Raw genomic sequence first — 21,728 nt, 5'->3', positions numbered from 1 at the left:
GAAACGGCCATTCTATGAAGCCTTTAGCATCGACCATTATTGTACCATTTACTTTTATTTCTGTTCACAGCGAAGCGCATGTTCGCTGGTTTATCGATGCCGCTGTAGTACCCGATGTACCCTTTGTTTTTAACTGGCCGCTAGCCCTAAGTGCCTTGTTAATCACACTTTACCTAAGCGGTATATTACTAACAAACCAATTTTTATCTACAGCCAGCAAAAATTCGGTATTAAACACGCTAAAAACGGATTGGGGATTACCTGCATACCTTGAGTGGTATGCCTTGTTTGGTATGTTAAACATTGTGTTGGTTGTAAACTTAATGCTCGGTGAATATCTAGCACCCAATTTGATCTTACACCCCTCACTTATACCCCTTGGTATATTTATTCAGGCAACCGTTCTGGTTTTACTCCCATTTTCGCCAGCTATTGTTGGCGTGGCGCTCATAATTGTAGCGTTTCTAAATATTGCTTTTTTTGGTGCGGCCATCGCACTTGACTACTTTTTTGAATTTTTTGGTGTAGGCATGGCGTTTATATTTATAGGCCCCTACGTTAGCCGATTCGACAGAAGAGTGATGGGGGGTTTCAACCCGAATAAATATAACTGGGAAAACCTAGCCATACTAAGCTTGCGTTTGGGCTTGGGGTTACAATTACTGGAACTAGCCATTCACAACAAATTTATTGGGTCTGGTTACGCATTACTATTTGTGGAACAACACAGCTATTACAATTTTATTCAACTACTCGGGTATAGCCAGTTTGGCCATACTGACTTTGTCTATTTTGTTGGTTTTTTCGAGGCCGTATTAGGCATATTACTTTGCACCGGCATCGCTATGCGGCTGGTATCCATCACCCTGGGCTTCGTTTTTATTACGACGGCTGTCGTCTCCGGTGTTGAGGAGCTTGTGGGGCATCTACCCATTATGGGTACACTATTAATACTGATTTTAAAAGGGCAAAGCAGCGTTCAACTCTCGCCGTTTAAACATTTTTTTACGTCTCTAAAAAGTGCGCAATAGGTCAGCTACCGAAAGTTGCCTTACACTTTGGGGGCTAACATTTATGCACTTCAACGTTAGGCGCCGTGTATTTTCCATGACTTTACAACCTTCTCGTACACAACCTTCCAGAAAAAAGAATTAGGCCTTCACGTATCCATCAGCGGGCCTTTTTGGCCCCTTACCACGGCTCACCCAAATCATCACTAATAATCTGGCCGTGCTAATCCGCTTGAAGCGCCGCCAACACATACACCAGAGGCGCATTCCAATTAATAGTGACTTCGTTAGACGCATAGCTACACCAGTCGTCCACATAGGATTTTGCTGGCTCATCATAGAGGTAATCACAGCCGTCCTGTTGCCCCGGGTTTGGACCACCCACCAAGAAGCCCGGCACGGGAGCGACAACGCTATCGGCCTCAGACTGACGGTGATGTATATTCATCGCTGGCCGTGCGCCAAAGCCGGTAACGAAAGAATAATCTGTGGGATTTTTGCCTAAGGCGTAATCTACTAACCCTAAAGCCGCGTTTCGATATTTCTGCTCGCCAGTCATGCGCCAAGCCTGCAACAACATCATGCCTTGGTTTAGAGCAACGCCATTGCTTCCCCAGTAGAACTGGGTCATGGACACCCGATAAGCAGAGCGGCTGTATTCCGCTTCTAGGCTATTGGCCGTATCAATGAGTATTTGCTGGAAGCTGCTGTACTCATCAACCGCCACCATGGATTCAGCGTTAAACACTAACGACATGTACGCCAGTGGCGACACGTAACTCCAACCGGGTACACCGGCAGCCACGTTGCGGTCCAAGAACGCAGTTAAGTATGACGCTTCTCCGGTAGCAATAAATAACTCTGCTGCCGCCCAGGCAAATTCATCGCCCAAATTGCTATCGCCATAACCGCCGGTGTTCACGCCATCGGGGTTACTGAATGTATAGCCGGGGTTAGCCGCGGCCCAGGCCCAAGCTCCTTTGGCTGCGGCTAAATAGCGGCTGGCTCGGGCGCTGTCACTATCCTCAAACACCCGGCTTGCTGTAGCCATTACGGCGGCAAAATTAAGGCTGGCGGCAGTGCCCTTGGTAACGACATAACGCTGTGCAGTGGCATTTGCCGGCATGACGTCGCCCGAAAAGTTGAGGGTGGTAAGTTTGTGGAATACACCGCCATCGTTTGGATCTTGCATGGCTTCCATCCAATCGAGATTCCACAGAATTTCGTCGAGCAGGTCGGGGGAGTCATCACCCGACTCGGGAATATTCCAGTCGCGGCTATTGTAGAAAGCAGGAAAGTGCTCATAGGCGGCTAACAGGGTATACGTCGATATACCGGAGTTAACAATGTATTTGTTGTAGTCACCGGCGTCATACCAACCTTTAGGCGCCGAAATACTGGTGCCTTCGGGGCGCACGCTAGTGGCCGCAGAGGCATGAACAAGTACATTGGTGTCTGGGTGGCCAGCTGCACGCTGCCAGTCGCCAGCGTGCGCTGCCAGTAGTGCCGTGCTAGCACGGTTGTAATAGTAGGCTTTGATAGTGGCATCATGCAGGTCGCTGTATACCTGAGCACCTATGTCGAAGCTATCGGAGTCAATCACACCTTCCACTGTAATACGATAAGACCCGCTGGTATTGAAGCTGGAGAAGTCTGCCAGCTTTACTGAATCCCCGGCTGGCTCCCAAGTAGTCGGTGCAGACAGGTTGCCGGTATAAACAACAATACCCGCTGCATTCACCAAATCGAAACTTGCGGCTGATACCTCGGGCACAATAGCCATTTTTGGTGCATCTAACAGGTAGCCCACCTGATTCACCTTAATCAACTGATCGGACATACTAGAGGACGAGCTAGAGGACGAGCTAGAGGACGAACTCGAGGACGAACTCGAGGACGAACTCGAGGACGAACTCGAGGACGAACTCGAGGACGAACTCGAGGACGAACTCGAGGACGAACTCGAGGATGACGAAACAGAGCTAGCGGCTGAGCTTGAGCTGGTTGAATCTCCGTCACCAGAACCACCACAAGCCACAAGTAACAAAGAAAGAAGGGTGATTGCCCCACAGGGTTTAAAAATAGCCATTGGTCGCCTCAGAATCATGTCTTTTACTAAGCTTACTAGGCATAGGGTCGCGACTGCGTTAATTTTTGTACTTATTGTTCGGTTTATCGCCGATATAACCCTGCCTCTACCCTCACCCCCACCAACCGCTAGCGGAATCTCCACCCAAACAAAATATTCAACAGCCCATTATTGAAGCACAACGACGCTCAATTCTATCGAGCTGATTTACCCACGCTTTATCCTTCGAGCCTGTTACAAAAAATAGTCATTGCGAACACTAAAGGCTTCCAACACATCTATGCCATCCATGCCTGCCCGTTCGGCAGCTTCCAAGCCTAGTTTTGAATCCTCTAGAACAACGCAGTTTTCGGGTGACACCCCCATTAATTCTGCGCAGAGTAAAAACGTATCGGGTGACGGCTTGGGGTTTGCTACTTGATCGGCACCAACCACCGGCCCAATAAGTTCACGAATACCACACCATGCCAAAATCGATTCAGCCTCTGCGGTATAGGCGCCGGTGCCTACGCTCATAGGTTTTTGACCAAGGTAACGACGGGCGTACTCTTCAAGAGCGGTGGGTTTTACGTAATCTTTAGCAATGTTGCGTACTACCGCTTCTTTGTAGTCATTCATTTCGCTGCTGGTGGCGGTTACTTGCAGGTTAAAATGTTCCAACAGAATATCTAGCGTGCCTTTGGTGGGCACACCGGCTAAGGAACGCATAAATGCCCGATCAACCGGTATGCCATAGTTTTCCAAAGTGCGCGTCCAGGCCACTTCATGCAGTTGGCCACTGTCGACCAAGGTTCCGTCCATATCGAAAATGATGGCTTGGTATTTATCTAGCACGGTTACTCCAAAGTTAATTAATGAACAGCGTCCACTGCGGGTCGCTCGTTAGACTGCCGAAATTAGCACAATGCGACTCCAACCACAGCAAAGGTTGACGTTATTGTAACGCCTCGAGCCCCCCATTAATGTTGATACTACGACCGAATAGGCTCAATAGATTTGCCTACAGGTCTATCTTTAACTGGGACACCTTTGACTAGGACAAGCCCTAGCTGCACCGGTACACTGGCCGAACTGGCGGGAAGTGAAGTTCAAACCATCGGCCAAATAAAGGCTCTGACAACGACCACCAATTGTATTACAATACTACGACTTGTTTTAGCCTCGTCTAATACGATATTTTAATAACAACAGAACATTGGGAGTTACCACACCATGATCGAGTTAAGCACACTCGACTGGCTCGTGCTCGGGGGATTTTTCATTCTTCTGGCCGGGATTGTCTACCTATCCATTTTGTCTCGAGAAGAAGACACAACAGATTATTTTTTAGCCGGCCGTAACGCGACCTGGCTGACTATTGGTGCGTCTATTTTTGCCTCCAATATTGGCTCGGAGCACCTTGTGGGCCTGTCTGGCGCAGGCGCGTCTTCAGGTATGGCCTTGGCGCACTGGGAGTTACAGTCTTACATTATTTTGCTGCTCGGCTGGGTGTTTGTGCCGTTTTACTGGAGCTCCGGGGTTTACACCATGCCTGAGTTTCTTGAGCGTCGCTTTTCCTCGCGCTCTCGCACCTTTCTCGCGGCTATCTCCATTGTAAGTTATGTACTAACCAAGGTGGCCGTCACCGTTTATGCGGGCGCCCTAGTACTGCAAACACTACTGGGTATCGACACCCTTTGGGGCATACCGTTCTTCTGGGTTGCCGCCGTGGCTATGGTGGTAGTTACCGGTATTTACACGGTTCTGGGTGGCATGAAAGCCATTATGTGGACGTCCGTACTGCAAACCCCCGTACTGCTGATTGGCTCCATTGTGATTCTTTGGGTTGGCCTAGACAAGGTCGGCGGCTGGGCCGAAGTAGAGCGCATTAATGAAGCAAAAATGCATTTGATTCGCCCCTGGGATGACCCTGATTTCCCTTGGCCTGGTGTACTTTTCGGTTCCTTTATTATCGGCTTTTGGTACTGGTGTACCGATCAGTACATTGTTCAGCGTGTACTTTCTGCGAAGGGCATTAAGGAAGCGCGTCGCGGTACTATCTTTGCGGGCTACCTAAAGCTGTTGCCGGTATTTATTTTCCTCGTACCCGGCATGATTGCTTTTGCGCTGCGAGAAAAAGGCCTCATTAGTTACGGCACATCCGACTCGGCATTCGCAACGCTGGTAACTGAACTACTGCCCTCCGGTGTCAAAGGCATTGTGATTGGCGGGCTACTGGCGGCATTAATGTCTTCACTTGCCTCGCTGTTCAACTCCTCCGCAACCTTATTTACTATCGACTTTTATAAAAAGTTACACCCAAAAACTTCAGAGAAAAAGCTTCTGCATGTCGGCCGTCTCGCAACTGTGGGCATTGTAATTCTCGGTATGCTGTGGATACCGTTAATGCTGGCACTTTCCTCGAACTTGTTTGAATACCTGCAGCAGGTACAGGCTTTGATTGCGCCAGGTATTGCTGCCGTATTCTTACTGGGCCTTGGCTCTAAGCGCATTACCGAAGCCGCGGGCTTCTGGGGTTTAGTTATCGGCTTTGCTCTGGGCATGTCGCGATTGGTGCTGTCTTTCTGGGCAGCCGAACTAGAAGGTATACCTTTCATAGGTTGGTTTGCTAACGAAAACTGGTTGTATATCTGTATTTTCCTCATGATAACGGTAGTGGTGCTTATGATGGTAATCAGCCTGTTTACGCCTAAAACCGATATCGCGCAGCTTGAGGGCATTACCTTCCGCACAATGAAACCAGAACAGATGGCCGAGCTTAAAGCGGGTATCGATATGTGGGATATACTCCATACAGGCATGATTATTGGTATTACCATGTTTATTTACTGGCGATTCTTTTAATGCTCAATCTGCCCATTAGCCTTTAAAAAACGCCCCGAAGTCGGGGCGTTTTTTTGTTTTCGGTTTGGACCAAACGGCGTGCTTATTAGGGTTATGAATACCTATCTACGCGCGGAGGGGATAAAAAAATCCTCACGCACCTTTTACCCAGTCGCTCCAGTGAACAGAAGTGTCGATTTTCCGTGGCCTTGGGTAGCCCCCGACAAAAGATAGCCGCGTTCGCAGGCATGATCAAAATTTGAGTTTGAATTATGCTCGTGCTACGAGACCACCGACCGCACATAAGCTACAAGGCAAGTCACTATAGCTTCCCTTATACGCGGGCATCCACCAACCAAGCGACTCAAAGCATGTAAAATGCTCGATTAAAGCCAAACTTTCGCCTCGGGAATCGCTCAATTCCCGCCCCGAATTACGCCAAATAAACGCAGCAGTAACGCATCGAAATATTTCAGAGTACCGCTCAAAAAACTCATTTTTCTGTAGGGTTAGGCGCTATCGCTTAGCATTAGATCGTGGCTTTAGCTCATATAAAAAGATCGATTCACATATCTGCACGACAAGGAAAAAACAGGAAAGTAAATAGCGCTTTCGCACATAGAAGGTATTTAATTACCTGGGATTACAATCAAAACGGAGAAAAACAAAGGGACGTAGCAGGGAGCGTAAGCGCCCTGCTGATAAGAATTTATTTGACCGCGCTGAAACGATAACTCATACGCGTACTGTAAACCTCGCTGGGCTTAACCAATGTTGAAGCAAAGTTAGGCTGATTGGGAGCATCAGGAAAATGCTGTGGTTCAAGACAAAAACCCGTGCGGTGCTCATAAGTTTGGCCCTTACCTTTCGCGGTACCATTGAGGAAGTTACCGGAATAGAACTGAATGGCTGGCTCTTCCGAAAAGATTTCCAGTACACGCCCCGTTTTAGGCTCAACAACTTTCGCTGCCAATTCAAAAGCCCCCTCTTCAGACTTATTCAACACGAAATTGTGATCATAACCCAAACCATATGCCAACTGAGGATTTTTAACATCAATGCGTTTGCCAACGGCCGTAGCTTTACGGAAATCAAAAGGCGTGTTCTCTACTTTATCCAGGGCCCCAGTTGGAATCAGGCCTTTATCGACGGGTGTTATGCTATCCGCTGGAATTGTAAGCTGATGATCGAGAATACTACCGTCGCCTGCTAGATTAAAGTAGCTGTGCTGAGTCATGTTGATATGCGTAGGCTTATCGGTTATCGCCATATAATCCATAACCAACTCGTTACTACTTTTTAACGTATAAACCACTTGAGCAGTGACATTACCGGGGTAACCCTGCTCACCGTCTGGGCTGAACAGCTCCATCTTCAAACCAACTTCGCCGTCAATTTTGAAGGCTGTCGCATTCCAATTTTTTTTGTCGAAACCTTTAAAGCCACCGTGAAGATGGTTTTCGCCATCGTTAACTTCTAGCTGGTAGGTTTTACCCTCAATAGAAAACTGCGCTTTACCAATACGGTTACCATAACGGCCGATTAACGCACCGAAATAATTCGAGTCTGCTATGTAACCTTCTAAGTTGTCATAACCCAACACAATATCGCCAAGCTTGCCATTTTTATCGAGCGTTTTAAGAGAGGTTATGATGCCACCATAAGTAATAATAGTGGCTTCCACACCACTGGTATTGGTTAGCACATACTGCGTAACCAACTCACCATTGGGCATGGTGCCATATAAGGATTGTACTATTGACGCTTCGCCTCCAGACGGCTTGGCACACGCCGTGAACGACAATAAAAATGAAACCGAAAGCACAAAGGCCCGAGACAGTAGTTTATTCACATTATTACCCTTAGCCTTGACGGACTTATTTTTTTGTAAGTGAGGCTTGCAGCCGTTCGGGAAGATGTACGAAGCAGCTCCTAATCCTTACTATTAAAGTGAAACCTTCAAAACCAATTGCGCAAGTATCTCAATATGCTCACACATATTAAGGAATGCTGCAGGTTTCACCTATTCAAAGTCATTAAATTTCAAACAAAAATTGCACTTCTTCGGTATCGAAATTTTCCGTGAGTTCGATAGGCATTTATTCCTTAGAAAACCTCTGATACCTAGCACTGCCAACCAACGTATGATTTTTTATCACGTCTCAGGGTTAAACCGACACCGAAGGGCTCGGCAGAAAAAGCTGTGGATTATTAACAATTATTAGGCATATCTAATGATTGATTGTAGCCGAACCCAAAAAAGGGTCTTGAGCGAGGCTTTCTATGCCAAGAAAGCAATGGCAAAAAACGACACCTAAAACCTCGCTCAGCTGGCCTATTCTCCCGGGCAGGCGCAGCACGCCACTCCAGTGCTGCACGGGTAAGTGAGTATGGAAGGTCGGACCAACCCAAATAGTAATATAATAATTTAAGATACGCAAATTACCCGTGTTTTATGTAAAAAACAACTAGGGGCTAGCCCCGCACAAAAACCGCAACACTGCAGGATGACTAACCTTTCAAAACTTACGGGTTGCGCAGGGAGTCGGCGCTAACTCAAGGACACAGGTTGTATCTGTTGTGTTTATGAGCAGGGGTGGGGAAGTATCCAGCAGCCAGTAATTCAGTTTCCACGAGCCGACACCCGCTACTGCCCCATGCATACAGTAGTTTGCATACGTGCCGGCCAGGGCACCAGCCAGTATTTCGCTTTTTGTATGGGCACCCAGGGAGGCAGGTAAGGATTACACAGATGTAACACGCGGCGGTTTTCCAAATCCATATACTTTAGCGCCGCCTCTACGCTATGGTGGGCATAAAAAAATTGATCAAAACTACCATCATCGTACGCACGTTCCAAACCGTACTCAAGGCGGTGAGCCAGTGCATAGTTTTCGCGATGAACATACAGCGCTGTAAGATTGGGATAGCTGAGCACCAAATCACTTTCTAGCACTATGGGCAAATTTTCGTAGATACGCATCTCCGAAACCAGTTCTCTAGAGCCTCGTGGAAAGTAATCAAACCGCCTGCTGGCCAGCATGCCCGCAAGCGAATTAACGTTGTCGGTTGTAATTACCGATAAGCCGTTTTGCCTCAGTATTTGAGTGTCAACCCAGTTAGCTCCCTGCCCGGCTGTCAAAGCCCTGAGGCCATCTAGCGAACGAACGGCAGAATAACGCGGCTGCTCGCTTTCCCGAATCAACAACAACCTTAGGCCACGTAAACCTCTGGACAATGGTAACCGAACCGGCAAAAAGCGCTTATCTCTATCGCGCGTCACGGTAAGAGACACCACATGAACGCGCTGATTTTTTTCTAAATAAAGCTCGGCGCGATTCAATGGGATGTTTGTATCCATATACACCACATTGCAGGGGCCGTACTTATCGATGGATTTAGCCAGAATTAGCCGGATCAGGTTAAAGGTGTACTCCTGTTCGCGATCTTTGGCATTGAATTTTGGAGGAAAGACCAATACGGGCTCGGCATACCCCGGCTTTTGCTCACAAGCCAAGGCCGTAATACCCTGTAGAACTAAAAACAACACCATCAAACAGCGAAAACATCTGTACAAGCTCAGCCTTGAACAATCTAAAGCTTTCGTCGGAATTCTCCACACAGGCATGAGCTTCACATCTCGCAATACAACACATAGTCACATCACCAAGAACCGTTGGCACTGTTACTTCAGCTTAGTCCAATTGTTTGATTTTGGAGCATCAGTTTTTCAGGTTTTTCACTCTGAGAGCACAGATAAAAACGGTTTATGGGTACCGTTTTTTAAAACACTCGCTTAAATTCCTCTAGTTAGGCCTAAACAATTGCGAAATCTCACCCGAACCAAATGGCCTTCTAGCCGTCACATAAGAGCACCTCTATCACTTATTGGAATAACGTTTGCTGGTACTCACAGAAGACTTTGCCAGAACGCTGGACAACAGCCAAGCTAAAAAACTTATTGTTGCACTGATCTTTTCTGCGGCCGTGCATTTTACAGCCTTTTATTGTTTCAAACCTGAGAGGCTACCCATGGAGCCCCCTCAAGGAGCAGCAAGTATCCGAACCGTACATCTCTTGCAGCCCCACAGCTTGCAAACCAACAAAAAGCCAAGCCTGCCCGCCCAGCCGGAAGCTGACTTGAAAGAAAAGCTTTTACACAATGAAGTGACCATGAAAGGCGTTGCCGATTCCGCCATAAAAATACGACCGAATAACAACATCGACCAAGCCAGAATCCAGCCCAGTGAACCTGTAGACATAACCACAAACAATTCCGTTAGCCGTTCTTTCCCGCAACAGCAAAAAAGATCGGCAACTGTATTTGATCCTAAACTTCGAAAAAATATTGGTGATGCGAATAAACTCTATAGCCAGAACAACACCAGGCACAAAAATGTCGATACATTTACCACTATTCACGGGCAAAAGATAATACAGAAAGGGAATGTTTGTTTCGCGTTTACCGAAGGGCACGACGAGACGAATTCGGGGTATTGGTCATTACCTTATAAGTGCGGCAACAGCCCAACTGAATCCGAAAAAATTCAGCGGGCGCTGCATAAAGCATTGGAGAGGTACAAGAACTAGTCGATGTCCGCCAGAGCGCCCTTACTTTCAAGCCATATCTTTCGATCACCCGAGCGTTTCTTTGCTAACAGCATATCTAAAAGCTGATGAGTGTCGTCTCCCGCATCAATTGTTAGCTGCACCAACCGACGGGTATCAACGGCCATAGTGGTTTCTCGCAATTGTAGCGGGTTCATTTCACCCAACCCCTTAAAACGCTGCACATTCACTTTGCCCTTCTTCTTTTCCGCTTGTATGCGCTCGAGAATACCCTGCTTTTCACTTTCATCGAGGGCATAGTAAACGTCTTGACCTATATCGATACGAAACAAGGGCGGCATGGCAACAAACACGTGGCCAGTTTTGACTAACGCATGAAAATGGCGAACAAAAAGCGCGCAAAGCAGCGTGGCAATATGTAAGCCATCGGAGTCGGCGTCGGCAAGAATACACACTTTGTGGTAACGTAAGTTTTCGAGGTTATCGGAGCCCGGGTCGATGCCGAGCGCAACAGAAATATCGTGTACTTCCTGTGAGGCAAGCACTTCTGCGCTATCCACCTCCCATGTATTCAATATTTTTCCGCGCAATGGCATGATAGCTTGATACACGCGATCTCGCGCCTGTTTAGCAGAGCCGCCCGCCGAGTCGCCTTCCACTAAAAATAATTCGCCTGCGCTTGGATCATCGGAAGAGCAATCGGCCAGCTTTCCCGGTAATGCCGGGCCAGCGGTAACTTTTTTACGTGCAATTTTTTTGCTTGAACGCACACGTTTTTGCGCGTTACTAATGCAAAAATCAGCAAGTTTATCACCCTCTTCCGTATGCTGATTCAACCATAAACTGAAAGCATCTTTGGCTACACCCGACACAAAAGCCGCCGCCTCGCGTGAAGACAAGCGTTCTTTGGTTTGACCAGAAAACTGCGGGTCTGACATTTTCTGTGACAAAACAAAACAACAATTCGCCCAAATATCATCGGGAGCCAGTTTAATGCCACGCGGTATTATATTGCGAATTTCACAGTACTCTCGCATTGCATCCATTAACCCGGTGCGCAAGCCATTTACATGGGTGCCCCCCTGCGCGGTAGGAATAAGGTTAACGTAACTTTCTTGAACAACTTCGCCGCCCTCTGGCAACCATTGCACGGCCCAGTCTGCCGCCTCTGTAGTACCGGCAAACACGCCTACAAAGGGTTGCTCGGGCAGTGTTTCCCACCCTTGTGTAGCGGCCTTCAAATAGTCTTTAAGTCCATCTTGGTAGAACCAAGTATCGGTATCTCCCGACTGTTCGTCGACGAATACAACCTCAAGACCGGGACACAATACTGCTTTTGCTCGCAGTACATGACGCAAGCGTGAAACCGAAAATTTAGGGGAATCAAAATACTTAGGGTTGGGTAGAAATCTAACGGTGGTGCCCGTATTGCGCTTGCCACAGGTATCGACCTCGGTGAGGTCGGAGGCCTTGTCACCGTTTTTAAAGCCTATGCGGTACACCTTACCGTCGCGCTTAATAGTGACCTCTAAAACCTGTGAAAGTGCATTAACAACCGATACACCCACGCCGTGTAAACCACCGGAGAACTGATAGTTTTTATTAGAAAATTTACCCCCCGCATGAAGTGTTGAAAGAATAACCTCCACACCCGGTTTTTTTTGTTCTGGATGTAAATCTACTGGCATACCTCGTCCGTCATCGGAAACACTGACGGATTGGTCTTTATGCAGCACTACTTCAATTTTATTTGCATGACCGGCCAAGGCTTCATCAACACTGTTGTCTATCACTTCCTGCGCGAGATGATTTGGGCGTGTAGTGTCGGTGTACATACCCGGGCGTTTTTTCACCGGGTCTAGACCCGTGAGTACTTCAATATCTTCTGCAGTGTAAGTTGCCATTGCTTCTCTAATTGTTTTTGTTTGTATGGGTGGTTTTAATGTTTATACCGTTTGTCGCACTGTTTATCTCATGCATGTAACACTGAATACTTAGGCGATCACACATTAAAAAAATTCATTATCTTTGGCAGCCATTTTTCATAGCCATCAAACGTGTGGCTACCCCCCGGCTCGACCCGCTGCTGGCACCACCGGTATTTTGCAACAGCCTGCTGGTAGGGCAGCGTTTCATCGCCCATTTGTACCATAAGCCAGTAGGCATCGTATCGTTTCACCACCGGGTAGTCGTACTGCTCAATAGCGGCCAAGTCGTCGGTGCCCAAAGTAAATACTTCGTCGGTGTAGTAGCTCTTCAGTGGTTCACCCAGTAACGGCCGCACAAATGTTTGCGGAGCAACAGCAGGGTTGATGATTACCGCTTTTTTTGCAAGCGACTGCTCTATCAGCCAGGTAGCCCAAAACCCGCCAAGAGAGCTACCAATGATATACAGCGGCTCTTGCGCAAGCGATTTTAGCTGATCCTTAAGTGCGGCGGCAGCCTTTTGTGGGTAAGACGATAAAGCGGGGCAAATATAGTGGAGATCAGGCCGGTTGGCCGCCAGCCATTGCTGAGTAACCCGAGCTTTAAATGACTGCGGAGAGCTGAGAAAACCGTGAATATAAAGAATTGTTGCCATGCAGACCTCTTGCGAAGGCCTGCATTATAGCGGTCTTTAATAGCCGGTGGAGGCGAAATCGATTTTGTACACTTTATCTTTAATTCGGCATACCTCGGTTTCAACACGGCCATTGGCGTGTAGCTCGAAGCGACGATAACCCGGCATGGCCGCATCAACACCAAACTTCTCGGAATTGGGCAAAAACTGTACGCAGGTGGAAGGCGTTGCCAGTAATTGCACGCCGTTTCGCTCCGCTTCAAAAGACTGATGCACGTGGCCCCAACACACCGATTTAACCTGTGGGTGTCGATCGAGGATTTTAAAAAATGCTTTATGGCTCAATACTACGTACTGGTCCAGCCATTCACTACCGACAGGAACCGGCTGGTGATGGAGGAAAACCGCGGCAGGTAACCTAGGGTAAGCCGCCAATTGCTGATCCAACCGATCGAGCTCATTGGGGTGCAGATCTCCACCTTCTTCCATCGGGATACGCGAATCGAGAAAAGTCATGTTCCAGCCGCCGCGAATGCAATGGGCCTCAATGGGTAAATTAGCGACCTGATCCATATTCATGGGGTCGTCGTGATTACCGGGCAACCAGGCCAAGGGCGTATTGGGAAAGTAGCGCTCAATGATATGAATGAAACGCTCATAGGAAGCAACGCCGCCATCATTGGATATGTCTCCACTTGCGAGGATCATATCCGGGGCTTCATTAGCTTGTAGCAGCTGAAGTACATCGTAGAGGCTCTGATCGGTATCTAGACCGAGTAGCTTCTCTCCAGGCTGACTACCTAAGTGACAATCCGTTATCTGTAAAAGGCGAAACGGCCTCATAATTCATCTGCTCTGCTCTTGGAACCTTGTTTCTAAAAACCCTTTGGCGTTTAGACCTTTTTTCAGGCTCCTGTATCCATTTAATGGCGGGGCTATCCATATTAGGGCGTGATAACACTAATTTAAAGCTCCCGTTGGAAACTTTTAAGTAATGTGGCCAAACTCCCGTACTCGTATGAACCAACAGATAAGCCTTAACACCGTTGAACTTTGCTTATCTAGGGCACCAATAACGGCTTGTGGTCAAGCGAGAGTGCTACCCCGGTAGAGGAAGTGTGGGCTGGAATGAGCTGAAAGCGAAATAATATTTTGTACGAACGAGAACAGTTTCACACTAATCTGAGCGGGCATATCCCTGAGTGCGACACACTTCTAACCAGTCTCCCAAGAAGCGGTTGAGGGCAAGCTTTTCGTCTGGCATATACATTTGCGGGTTAGGGTAGTCGTAATGTGGTTTCCAGTGCCTATGGCCATCCCAGGAGATGATCTCCGCCATACTCGCGTCGTGGTATAAACGCACAATTAGCCGTGGCGGCTGCAGCCCTTGCTGATGCTGCTCCACCTCTAAAGTAGTGGTGTAGCGCGCCGAATCGATAACGCGCATTTGCACTTTAAACAGGTGCCCAGAACCAATGGCAAACGCCCACCGTTCGGCGCCCTCTTTCCAGCCCGGCATAAGCGTTAGCAGACGATGGAAATTAAGCTCACACTGGGCGTGATGGCCTTTAATATCGACCGATATCGACTTTTGTTTGGAGGTGTTTAATTCGGAAGAGGTTGCCACGTCTATTGGCCTGCGTATGTATTTTGTAAATCGTTTCGATTAAGTTGTATCCACTGCAAGCCTATCAAGGTTGCCGCGTTATTGGTACGACCCTGATACATAGTTTGAAAAACATCACCGGCAGGGTATACCGTAAAGCGAATATCTTCATGCTCATCCGCTAAACCAAATAGACCACCTTTACCCTTTAGATCGCACAACCCGCAAAACAGATGGATTTTTTCACTACAGCCGCCCGGTGATGAGTAATAACTAGAGATAGGTAAAATGTGGGCGCCAACAATGCCCGCCTCTTCTTCCAACTCACGCCGGATAAGCGCTTCCGGTGTTTCACCTTCCTCCATCATGCCCGCCACCGTTTCCAAGCACCAAGGCCCAAACTCCGATGCCAACGCACCTATGCGAAATTGTTCTATAAGGCCAATAAGGTCATTTTGCGGGTCGTAGAGGATCGCAGCTGCCGCTTCGCCTCGATGAAATAGCTCGCGGCTGATATTATCAATATCACCACCATCAAAGGCCTTGTGGCTGAGCCGTAATTTGTACATTTTGAAGAAACCGTTGTATACAACATCGTCTTCATGAACGGTGAAATCATCCACCCCCAATTCGGCTTTCGCCCCCATATCGGCCATTTAGCTTCCCCCCACTATTAATTAAGAAGATGAGTGTATTTAGGCCCATGCGCAGAGTAAAGCTACAGTAAGTGTTGACATTCAGCTCCCCCACCCCATGATGTAATTTATTCAAGCTAAAATCGTGATATCAGTCTGGCTAAACCCCATATTGAGTATCGCAAAAATAAAGACCGCACAAGAATTAGACAATTACTCGACCACTGGACAACATTCATGAACAAAACATGCAGGAATTTTATGGCCCTGGCCGCCCTTAGCGGTATATCCACTATAGGACAGGCTTCTACACTGGAAGAAATTTACCAGCAAGCGCTGTTAAACGACCATACGTTTAAAGTGGCCCAGGCGAACAGGGAAGCGGGTAAAGAGAGTGCAAAGCTAGGCCTTGCGGGTCTATTACCCAGCGTTAACGCACAGGCCGGTTGGACTGACTCGTCATCCGATTTGACCACCACCACTAACGATAACCTGGCGCCAATCAATAGCGAATCCAACGGCACCAATAGCGGTTACTCTATTACCCTCAACCAACCATTGTTCGATATGGCCGTCTGGTATTCTTACCAGCAGGCAAAAGACGTAACGGATATTGCTGAAGCGCAGTTTCGAGTTGCAGAACAGGATATTATTCTGCGTTCAGCTCAGGGCTATTTTGCTGCCTTACAAGCGGTTGATAACCTAGAATCGGCGAAGGCGGAAGAGAACGCACTTTCCCATCAGCTAGAACAAACCCGTCAGCGCTTTGAGGTCGGGTTAACCGCCATTACCGAAGTACACGAAGCGCAGGCGGTATTCGACTCTGCCACCGCAGAGCGACTGATAACCGAAGGCCGCCTAGCAATCGCTTTCGAAGCCTTAGAAGTAATTACCGGCCGGCCGCACTTCCAGCTGTCTCCGCTAAAGAAAGACCTCACCGTATCTCCCCCCATCCCCGCTGAACGGAATGCTTGGGTGGATATGGCCATGGAAAAAAACTACAACCTTAAAATTGCATCGCTCAGCGCCGCTTCCGCCAAAAATGTTAGCAAAGCAGCAAAATCGCAGCACCTACCAACACTTGTCGGCTCCTATAGCTACTCAGACAACTCAAACGAAAGCGACCCTAACACTGGCCTAATTACCACCACTGACACCCAAGGCCAATCCATTGGTGTGACACTATCGGTACCCATTTTTAACGGTGGTGGCGTTTCTGCTGCGCGCCGCAGAGCCGCGCAGGACTTCATTGCCGCGCGTGAACAACTGAGCCAGAGCCAGCGCGATGTTGTACAGGCAACCCGCTCTATCTACCTCACGGTAACCACCAGCGTTGCCACGGTAAAAGCTCGCTCACAGGCTATCACCTCGAACCAAAGTGCACTAGAAGCCACCCAAGCCGGCTACGATGTCGGTACCCGCGACTTGGTCGATGTATTGAACGCACAGCGTAATTTATACCGTGCCCAACGTGACTATTTTGATGCGCTCTACTCTTATGTGCTTAGCACCCTGCAACTCAAGCAAGTTGCCGGCGCCCTCTCCCCGGTCGATGTGACCGAGTTGAACGGCTGGCTCGATACCAGCAAGAAAGTATCCCGCAATCAGATTGATTAAGCCGCTAACCAAAAAGGCCAGCTAATTAGCTGGCCTTTTTTATGGGCATTACCGAACGAAAAGTTGTCGCAACCCTTATACCCCGGCGGTTATCACTTTCGGTTTTTTGGATTTTGTGCAGCCGCCTGAAACAATGCAGCCATAGTGCCCTGTTGTGACTGAGGCTGTTTTTGTGGTCGTGGCGCGGCTCCCTTTGCGCCTCGACGCGCACCGCCACCAGGTTGTGAAGTTTTCTCGCCAGGGGTATCGTCCAAACGCATCGACATAGCAATTCGCTTCCGTGGCACATCAACCTCCATGACTTTTACTTTAACGATATCCCCGGCTTTAACCACTTCGCGCGGGTCTTTTACAAAGGTATTGGACAGTGCCGAAATATGCACAAGGCCGTCTTGATGAACACCCACATCAACAAAAGCACCAAAGTTCGTTACGTTGGTTACCGTGCCCTCTAAAATCAAACCCGGCTCCAGGTCGGATATTTTTTCTATACCCTCTTGGAAGCTGGCGGTTTTAAATTCTGGGCGCGGGTCCCGACCGGGTTTATCAAGCTCCGATAAAATATCCGTTACTGTAGGTACTCCAAACTGATCGCTGGTGTAATCGTTTGCGCTCAACGAACGTAAGAAGCCGGTATCCCCCATCAAACCTTTAATTTCGCGACGATTTTTCTCGGCAATGCTTTCCACAACCGAATAAGCCTCTGGGTGCACACCCGAAGCGTCTAGGGGGTTATCACCACTGGCAATACGCAGAAACCCCGCCGCCTGTTCAAAGGCTTTTTCGCCCAGCCGGGCCACTTTTAAGAACTGCTTGCGGTTTGAGAAGGGGCCATTCTGATTTCGAAATTCGACGATATTGTTAGCCACTGTGGTGTTAAGTCCGGACACCCGCGCCAAAAGCGGTGCAGAAGCGGTATTGACTTCCACGCCCACGCCATTCACACAATCTTCTACCACTGTATCCAGCATTTTCGCCAAACGAGACTGAGACACATCATGCTGATATTGGCCTACGCCTATGGACTTCGGATCAATTTTTACCAGCTCCGCCAGCGGGTCCTGCAGCCGACGTGCAATCGAGACTGCGCCGCGTATGGTGACATCCAAATCGGGAAACTCTTTAGCCGCATATTCCGACGCCGAATAAATAGAAGCACCGGCTTCGTTTACCACCACTTGCTGAGCAGTGATATCGGTATGCGCCTTTAGTACATCAGCCACAAACTTGTCGGTTTCACGGCTAGCCGTGCCATTGCCAATAGCGATAAGCCCAACGTTGTGTTTTCTACACAACGCGACAATGACAGCTTCAGCTTCCTGAATTCGGTTCTGCGGGGGCGTTGGAAATATCGCGCAGTGATCTACCACTTGCCCAGTCGCATCTACAACAGCAACTTTAACCCCAGTACGTAACCCAGGGTCGAGCCCTATTGTTGCCTTTTGGCCAGCGGGGGCGGCCAGTAGTAGGTCTTTGAGATTACTGGCAAATACATCAATCGCGTCAGCTTCTGCACTATCGCGCAAACGCCCGAGCAGGTCGGTTTCCAGATGCGTGTGTAATTTAATTCGCCACGTCCAGCGCACAACTTCCGCTAACCATTTATCCGCCGGCCTCGCCTCGTCAGTAATAGTAAAACGCTCCGCCACCATTATTTCGCACGGATGCATAGCAGTTGCCGGTTTGTCCTCGGGTTCATCGAGGTTTAGCGCGAGGGTCAACACACCTTCGTTACGACCGCGAAACATGGCCAAAGCACGGTGAGAAGGTGTTTTTACCAGCGCTTCACTGTGTTCAAAATAGTCCCGAAATTTAGCCCCCTCCTGCTCTTTTCCTTCCACTAATTTCGCTTGCAAACATCCTTCCGTGCGCAAAAAGTTGCGTAGTTTTTCAAGAAGGGCGGCATCTTCACTGAAGCGCTCCATCAATATCTGCTTGGCGCCATCCAGCGCCGACTTGGTGTTTTCAATTTTGTGTTCACTGTTGAAGAACGCCTGCGCCTCTTGCTCTGGGTCTTTTGATGGGTCGCTTAGCAGTAGATCGGCCAGGGGTTCCAACCCAGCTTCACGGGCAATCTGGGCCTTGGTTCTGCGCTTGACCTTATAAGGAAGGTAGAGATCTTCCAGTTGCGTTTTAGTATCAGCCGCTTTTATCTGTGCCTCTAGCTCGGGCGTTAATTTTTCCTGTTCGGTAATGGAGTTCAGTATAGTTTCCCGCCGGTCTTCCATTTCACGCAAATAGGTAAGCCTCTGCTCCAGCTCTCGTAGCTGGGTATCGTCGAGCCCCCCGGTTACTTCCTTTCGATAGCGCGAGATAAAAGGCACTGTTGAGCCTTCATCCAACAGCGCTACAGCGGCGGCTACCTGACGTTCTTGGGTATTGAGTTCTTGGGCAATGCGGGCGTTGATACTGCTCATTCTAATATCTGTTTCCGGGATTAAAAAACGGCGGCAGATTATGAGGAATCTGCGCGGGGATTACCAGAAGCCTAGAGCGCAGGCTCTCCATTTCTGCCGATTACGACACCTCGCGACACCACCCTCTGCCCATACTCGACCAAAACAGCGGCAAAAACCTGCACTAAGTCTCATTTAAAATTAGACAAAACTCACACTTTGTAATGATGGCGCACAGCTCGTTTTTTGATCATTTTTTATGTTAACCGGCACACAACTGGTACCTTTTGATCAGTTTATAATGCATACACAACAATACAAAAGTACCAAATACTAATTAATGTTGATTTTGAGGTAACGGCTAATGAACTTTTTACGACTGACTGCAAGCGCGCTCATATGTACTTCCCTTATCGCCTGTGGCGGTGGCACTGCGCCCGGTGGGTCTAATCAGGGAGGAACATTACTTCCGCCAAGCACCCAGCCTGAAGTAACTCCAGAGCCAACTATAGAGCCCACCCGAGCACCTATTCAGTCACCCAACCCCACTACAGAGCCAACGGTTGAGCCTACAATCACTCCAACAATAGTGCCTACCATTCAGCCTACTGTACAACCAACTGTTGGGCCTACTGTAGTACCTACCGTTGAACCGAGTGCTGTGCCTACCGCAGTACCTACCGTTGAACCGAGTGCTGTGCCGACTGTAGAACCTACCGTTGAACCGACGGTAGAACCTACCGTTGAACCTACCGTTGAACCGACGGTAGAACCTACCGTTGAACCTACCGTTGAACCGACGGTAGAACCTACCGTTGAACCTACCGTTGAACCGACGGCAGAACCTACCGTTGAACCTACCGTTGAACCTACGGCAGAGCCGGAGATATTGGACGCCGTAGTGGAATGGGATATCCCAACCACCCGGGAAAATGGTGACGACCTATTGTTGAGCGAAATTGGCGGCTATGAAATCATGTACCGCAATACGGATAACATTGCCTACACCACCGTGGTTATCACCGATCAAACCATTGACAACTTCCTGATCGAAAACCTAAACGCTGGCGAATATGAAGTACTCATTGCGGCTTTCGACTCCGATGGTCTCTACTCGGACTACTCTGAACCAGCCTTCGCTGAAATCGGACTCTAGCCGACACAGTCTTTCCAGATGGGCAAGGACGCCCAACCCTACTGCGCTAAAACACCCTTATCTCCAGCAAAACCCTTAAAACCATTGTTCGCGTTTTAAACAAGGTTTGATCCACATACATTTTTTAACAGGTTCCCCCCCACACTCGAGTAAAAACGTTAAATACCCCACAGTTCTAACCGCACGTGTCGTCTAGAATCAAATGTCAATTATAGAGAAGTTGTAAAACAATGATTGCAATGACCACTCTTCCATTAGGAACCGCCAGGAATTTGTTAGTCATCCTCCTTACCACCACATTACTGTCGGCCTGTGGCTCAGGTGGTGGTGAAGGCAATCTCATACCCGGTGACGTATCGCAACAGTCATCATCATCGTCATCATCGACCTCGTCGTCCAGCTCCAGCTCCAGCTCATCACCCGCAACACCTAATTTACACACCGCCATCGTAGAATGGGACATTCCCACGACCCGAGAAAACGGTGAAGATTTACTGTTGAGCGAAATAGGTGGCTACGAAGTGATGTACCGAGGCGCAAACGATGAACTGTTTACTTCAGCCGTTATCACCGATCAAACCAGAAGCGAATTTGAAATAACCAGCCTAGAAGCCGGCCGTTACGAAGTGCGCATTGCGGCCTTTGATACGGAAGGGTTATACAGCGATTACTCTGAACCTGCCTTTGCCGATATAGGTATTTGAGCGGAGGCGCGCCTTACAGCGTATAACGCTGTAAGGCGTGATGAACAACAAGCCTGCTAGGCGCTGCCAGCGGCTGAGCGGTGACCGCGATCTGAAAACTCCTGCAATAGCCCCACTAAGCTATTAATAGTGTCTTTACCAACCGCTTGCGACAATAATTTATATTGCTTATCCACCTTCGGTACGATGCGATCATGAAGCCGATTGCCCTTGGCGCTGAGACGAATGTTCAACGCTCGCTGATCTTGGCTATCGACTTTTTTCAAAATAACTTTTTCATTTTCTAGGCGGTTGAGAATACGCGATAGGCTCGGGCTCAATATGCAGCTCTCGCTCGCTAGGTCCTGAGCGTTCATCTCGCCTTCTTTCTTTAAGGTTCGAATTACTCGCCATTGCTGTTCAGTTAAACCGAAATCGGCCAGTATTGGCCGAACGCAGGCTATGGAGTTTTCTCGAGCCTTTAAGAGCAAGAGTGGAAGGTTTTCATTGGATACTGTCATCAATTTTACCTGCTTGCCATGGTAACTATTAACCAAGCAACGAAACCGATCACCAAAACCATT

The 21,728-nt window shown here is 48.5% G+C and carries 17 protein-coding genes; 6 read left to right on the top strand and 11 right to left on the bottom strand.

Annotated elements, in window-relative coordinates:
• The first annotated feature begins 14 nt into the window (after positions 1–14).
• On the top strand, positions 15–1,031 hold the full coding sequence (locus tag H5336_RS13380) for a hypothetical protein (RefSeq protein WP_185234780.1): 1,017 nt from the start codon (positions 15–17) through the stop codon (positions 1,029–1,031).
• 202 nt (positions 1,032–1,233) lie between these two features.
• On the opposite strand, the gene H5336_RS13375 is transcribed toward H5336_RS13380, so the two are convergent.
• Both H5336_RS13375 and H5336_RS13370 read right to left on the bottom strand, forming a co-directional pair.
• Positions 1,234–3,099, bottom strand: a complete 1,866-nt coding sequence (locus tag H5336_RS13375; protein ID WP_185234779.1) for a glycoside hydrolase family 9 protein — start codon at positions 3,097–3,099, stop codon at positions 1,234–1,236.
• A 234-nt stretch (positions 3,100–3,333) separates the two neighbouring features.
• Complete coding sequence (locus H5336_RS13370) at positions 3,334–3,933, bottom strand: HAD-IA family hydrolase (protein ID WP_185234778.1); 600 nt, start codon at positions 3,931–3,933, stop codon at positions 3,334–3,336.
• A gap of 378 nt (positions 3,934–4,311) precedes the next feature.
• Here H5336_RS13370 and H5336_RS13365 point away from each other — a divergent pair, with 378 nt between their 5' ends.
• Positions 4,312–5,943, top strand: a complete 1,632-nt coding sequence (locus H5336_RS13365; protein ID WP_185234777.1) for a sodium:solute symporter — start codon at positions 4,312–4,314, stop codon at positions 5,941–5,943.
• A gap of 688 nt (positions 5,944–6,631) precedes the next feature.
• Here H5336_RS13365 and H5336_RS13360 read toward each other — a convergent pair.
• Both H5336_RS13360 and H5336_RS13355 read right to left on the bottom strand, forming a co-directional pair.
• Positions 6,632–7,774, bottom strand: coding sequence for an aldose epimerase family protein (locus tag H5336_RS13360; protein ID WP_313557203.1), 1,143 nt, complete (start codon positions 7,772–7,774; stop codon positions 6,632–6,634).
• 795 nt (positions 7,775–8,569) lie between these two features.
• Positions 8,570–9,478 carry a hypothetical protein gene (locus H5336_RS13355; protein WP_185234776.1) on the bottom strand — a complete coding sequence of 303 codons (909 nt, stop codon included), beginning with the start codon at positions 9,476–9,478 and terminating at the stop codon, positions 8,570–8,572.
• 344 nt (positions 9,479–9,822) lie between these two features.
• On the opposite strand from H5336_RS13355, the gene H5336_RS13350 reads away from it, so the two are divergent.
• Complete coding sequence (locus H5336_RS13350; RefSeq protein WP_185234775.1) at positions 9,823–10,512, top strand: hypothetical protein; 690 nt, start codon at positions 9,823–9,825, stop codon at positions 10,510–10,512.
• Here H5336_RS13350 and parE read toward each other — a convergent pair.
• The 5 genes from parE to H5336_RS13325 all read right to left on the bottom strand — a co-directional run bounded on the left by parE (position 10,509) and on the right by H5336_RS13325 (position 15,304).
• Complete coding sequence (gene parE, locus H5336_RS13345) at positions 10,509–12,395, bottom strand: DNA topoisomerase IV subunit B (protein WP_185234774.1); 1,887 nt, start codon at positions 12,393–12,395, stop codon at positions 10,509–10,511. The two genes, H5336_RS13350 and parE, sit on opposite strands and share 4 nt — an antisense overlap.
• A gap of 98 nt (positions 12,396–12,493) precedes the next feature.
• Positions 12,494–13,072, bottom strand: coding sequence for a YqiA/YcfP family alpha/beta fold hydrolase (locus tag H5336_RS13340; protein ID WP_185234773.1), 579 nt, complete (start codon positions 13,070–13,072; stop codon positions 12,494–12,496).
• Positions 13,073–13,108: 36 nt separating this feature from the next.
• Entirely contained in the window at positions 13,109–13,894 is a 786-nt protein-coding gene (cpdA, locus tag H5336_RS13335) for a 3',5'-cyclic-AMP phosphodiesterase (RefSeq protein WP_185234772.1), read from the bottom strand.
• A 334-nt stretch (positions 13,895–14,228) separates the two neighbouring features.
• Positions 14,229–14,678 carry a DUF1249 domain-containing protein gene (locus H5336_RS13330; RefSeq protein WP_313557200.1) on the bottom strand — a complete coding sequence of 150 codons (450 nt, stop codon included), beginning with the start codon at positions 14,676–14,678 and terminating at the stop codon, positions 14,229–14,231.
• Between the two features lie 2 nt (positions 14,679–14,680).
• Positions 14,681–15,304: an NUDIX domain-containing protein gene (locus H5336_RS13325; protein WP_185235757.1), complete on the bottom strand. Its 624-nt coding sequence runs from the start codon at positions 15,302–15,304 to the stop codon at positions 14,681–14,683.
• A 225-nt stretch (positions 15,305–15,529) separates the two neighbouring features.
• Here H5336_RS13325 and H5336_RS13320 point away from each other — a divergent pair, with 225 nt between their 5' ends.
• Positions 15,530–16,909: a TolC family outer membrane protein gene (locus tag H5336_RS13320; RefSeq protein WP_185234771.1), complete on the top strand. Its 1,380-nt coding sequence runs from the start codon at positions 15,530–15,532 to the stop codon at positions 16,907–16,909.
• Between the two features lie 92 nt (positions 16,910–17,001).
• Here H5336_RS13320 and H5336_RS13315 read toward each other — a convergent pair whose 3' ends face one another.
• Complete coding sequence (locus H5336_RS13315; protein WP_185234770.1) at positions 17,002–19,326, bottom strand: Tex family protein; 2,325 nt, start codon at positions 19,324–19,326, stop codon at positions 17,002–17,004.
• Between the two features lie 343 nt (positions 19,327–19,669).
• Here H5336_RS13315 and H5336_RS24015 point away from each other — a divergent pair, with 343 nt between their 5' ends.
• Complete coding sequence (locus tag H5336_RS24015; RefSeq protein WP_185234769.1) at positions 19,670–20,461, top strand: PT domain-containing protein; 792 nt, start codon at positions 19,670–19,672, stop codon at positions 20,459–20,461.
• Positions 20,462–20,733: 272 nt separating this feature from the next.
• On the top strand, positions 20,734–21,165 hold the full coding sequence (locus H5336_RS13305; RefSeq protein WP_185234768.1) for a fibronectin type III domain-containing protein: 432 nt from the start codon (positions 20,734–20,736) through the stop codon (positions 21,163–21,165).
• A 56-nt stretch (positions 21,166–21,221) separates the two neighbouring features.
• On the opposite strand, the gene hpaR is transcribed toward H5336_RS13305, so the two are convergent.
• Positions 21,222–21,665 carry a homoprotocatechuate degradation operon regulator HpaR gene (hpaR, locus tag H5336_RS13300; protein WP_185234767.1) on the bottom strand — a complete coding sequence of 148 codons (444 nt, stop codon included), beginning with the start codon at positions 21,663–21,665 and terminating at the stop codon, positions 21,222–21,224.
• Positions 21,666–21,728 lie beyond the last annotated feature (63 nt).

It is taken from the genome of Teredinibacter franksiae (genome assembly GCF_014218805.1).
GTDB lineage: Bacteria > Pseudomonadota > Gammaproteobacteria > Pseudomonadales > Cellvibrionaceae > Teredinibacter > Teredinibacter franksiae.
This window is presented reverse-complemented; position numbering and strand designations above follow the sequence as displayed.

Coding starts and splice junctions, on each gene's coding strand:
- H5336_RS13380 (WP_185234780.1), top strand. CDS start 15: ATGAAGCCTTTAGCATCGACCATTATTGTACCATTTACTTTTATTTCT.
- H5336_RS13375 (WP_185234779.1), bottom strand. CDS start 3,099: ATGGCTATTTTTAAACCCTGTGGGGCAATCACCCTTCTTTCTTTGTTA.
- H5336_RS13365 (WP_185234777.1), top strand. CDS start 4,312: ATGATCGAGTTAAGCACACTCGACTGGCTCGTGCTCGGGGGATTTTTC.
- parE (WP_185234774.1), bottom strand. CDS start 12,395: ATGGCAACTTACACTGCAGAAGATATTGAAGTACTCACGGGTCTAGAC.
- H5336_RS13340 (WP_185234773.1), bottom strand. CDS start 13,072: ATGGCAACAATTCTTTATATTCACGGTTTTCTCAGCTCTCCGCAGTCA.
- cpdA (WP_185234772.1), bottom strand. CDS start 13,894: ATGAGGCCGTTTCGCCTTTTACAGATAACGGATTGTCACTTAGGTAGT.
- H5336_RS13325 (WP_185235757.1), bottom strand. CDS start 15,304: ATGGGGGCGAAAGCCGAATTGGGGGTGGATGATTTCACCGTTCATGAA.
- H5336_RS13320 (WP_185234771.1), top strand. CDS start 15,530: ATGAACAAAACATGCAGGAATTTTATGGCCCTGGCCGCCCTTAGCGGT.
- H5336_RS13315 (WP_185234770.1), bottom strand. CDS start 19,326: ATGAGCAGTATCAACGCCCGCATTGCCCAAGAACTCAATACCCAAGAA.
- H5336_RS24015 (WP_185234769.1), top strand. CDS start 19,670: ATGAACTTTTTACGACTGACTGCAAGCGCGCTCATATGTACTTCCCTT.
- hpaR (WP_185234767.1), bottom strand. CDS start 21,665: ATGACAGTATCCAATGAAAACCTTCCACTCTTGCTCTTAAAGGCTCGA.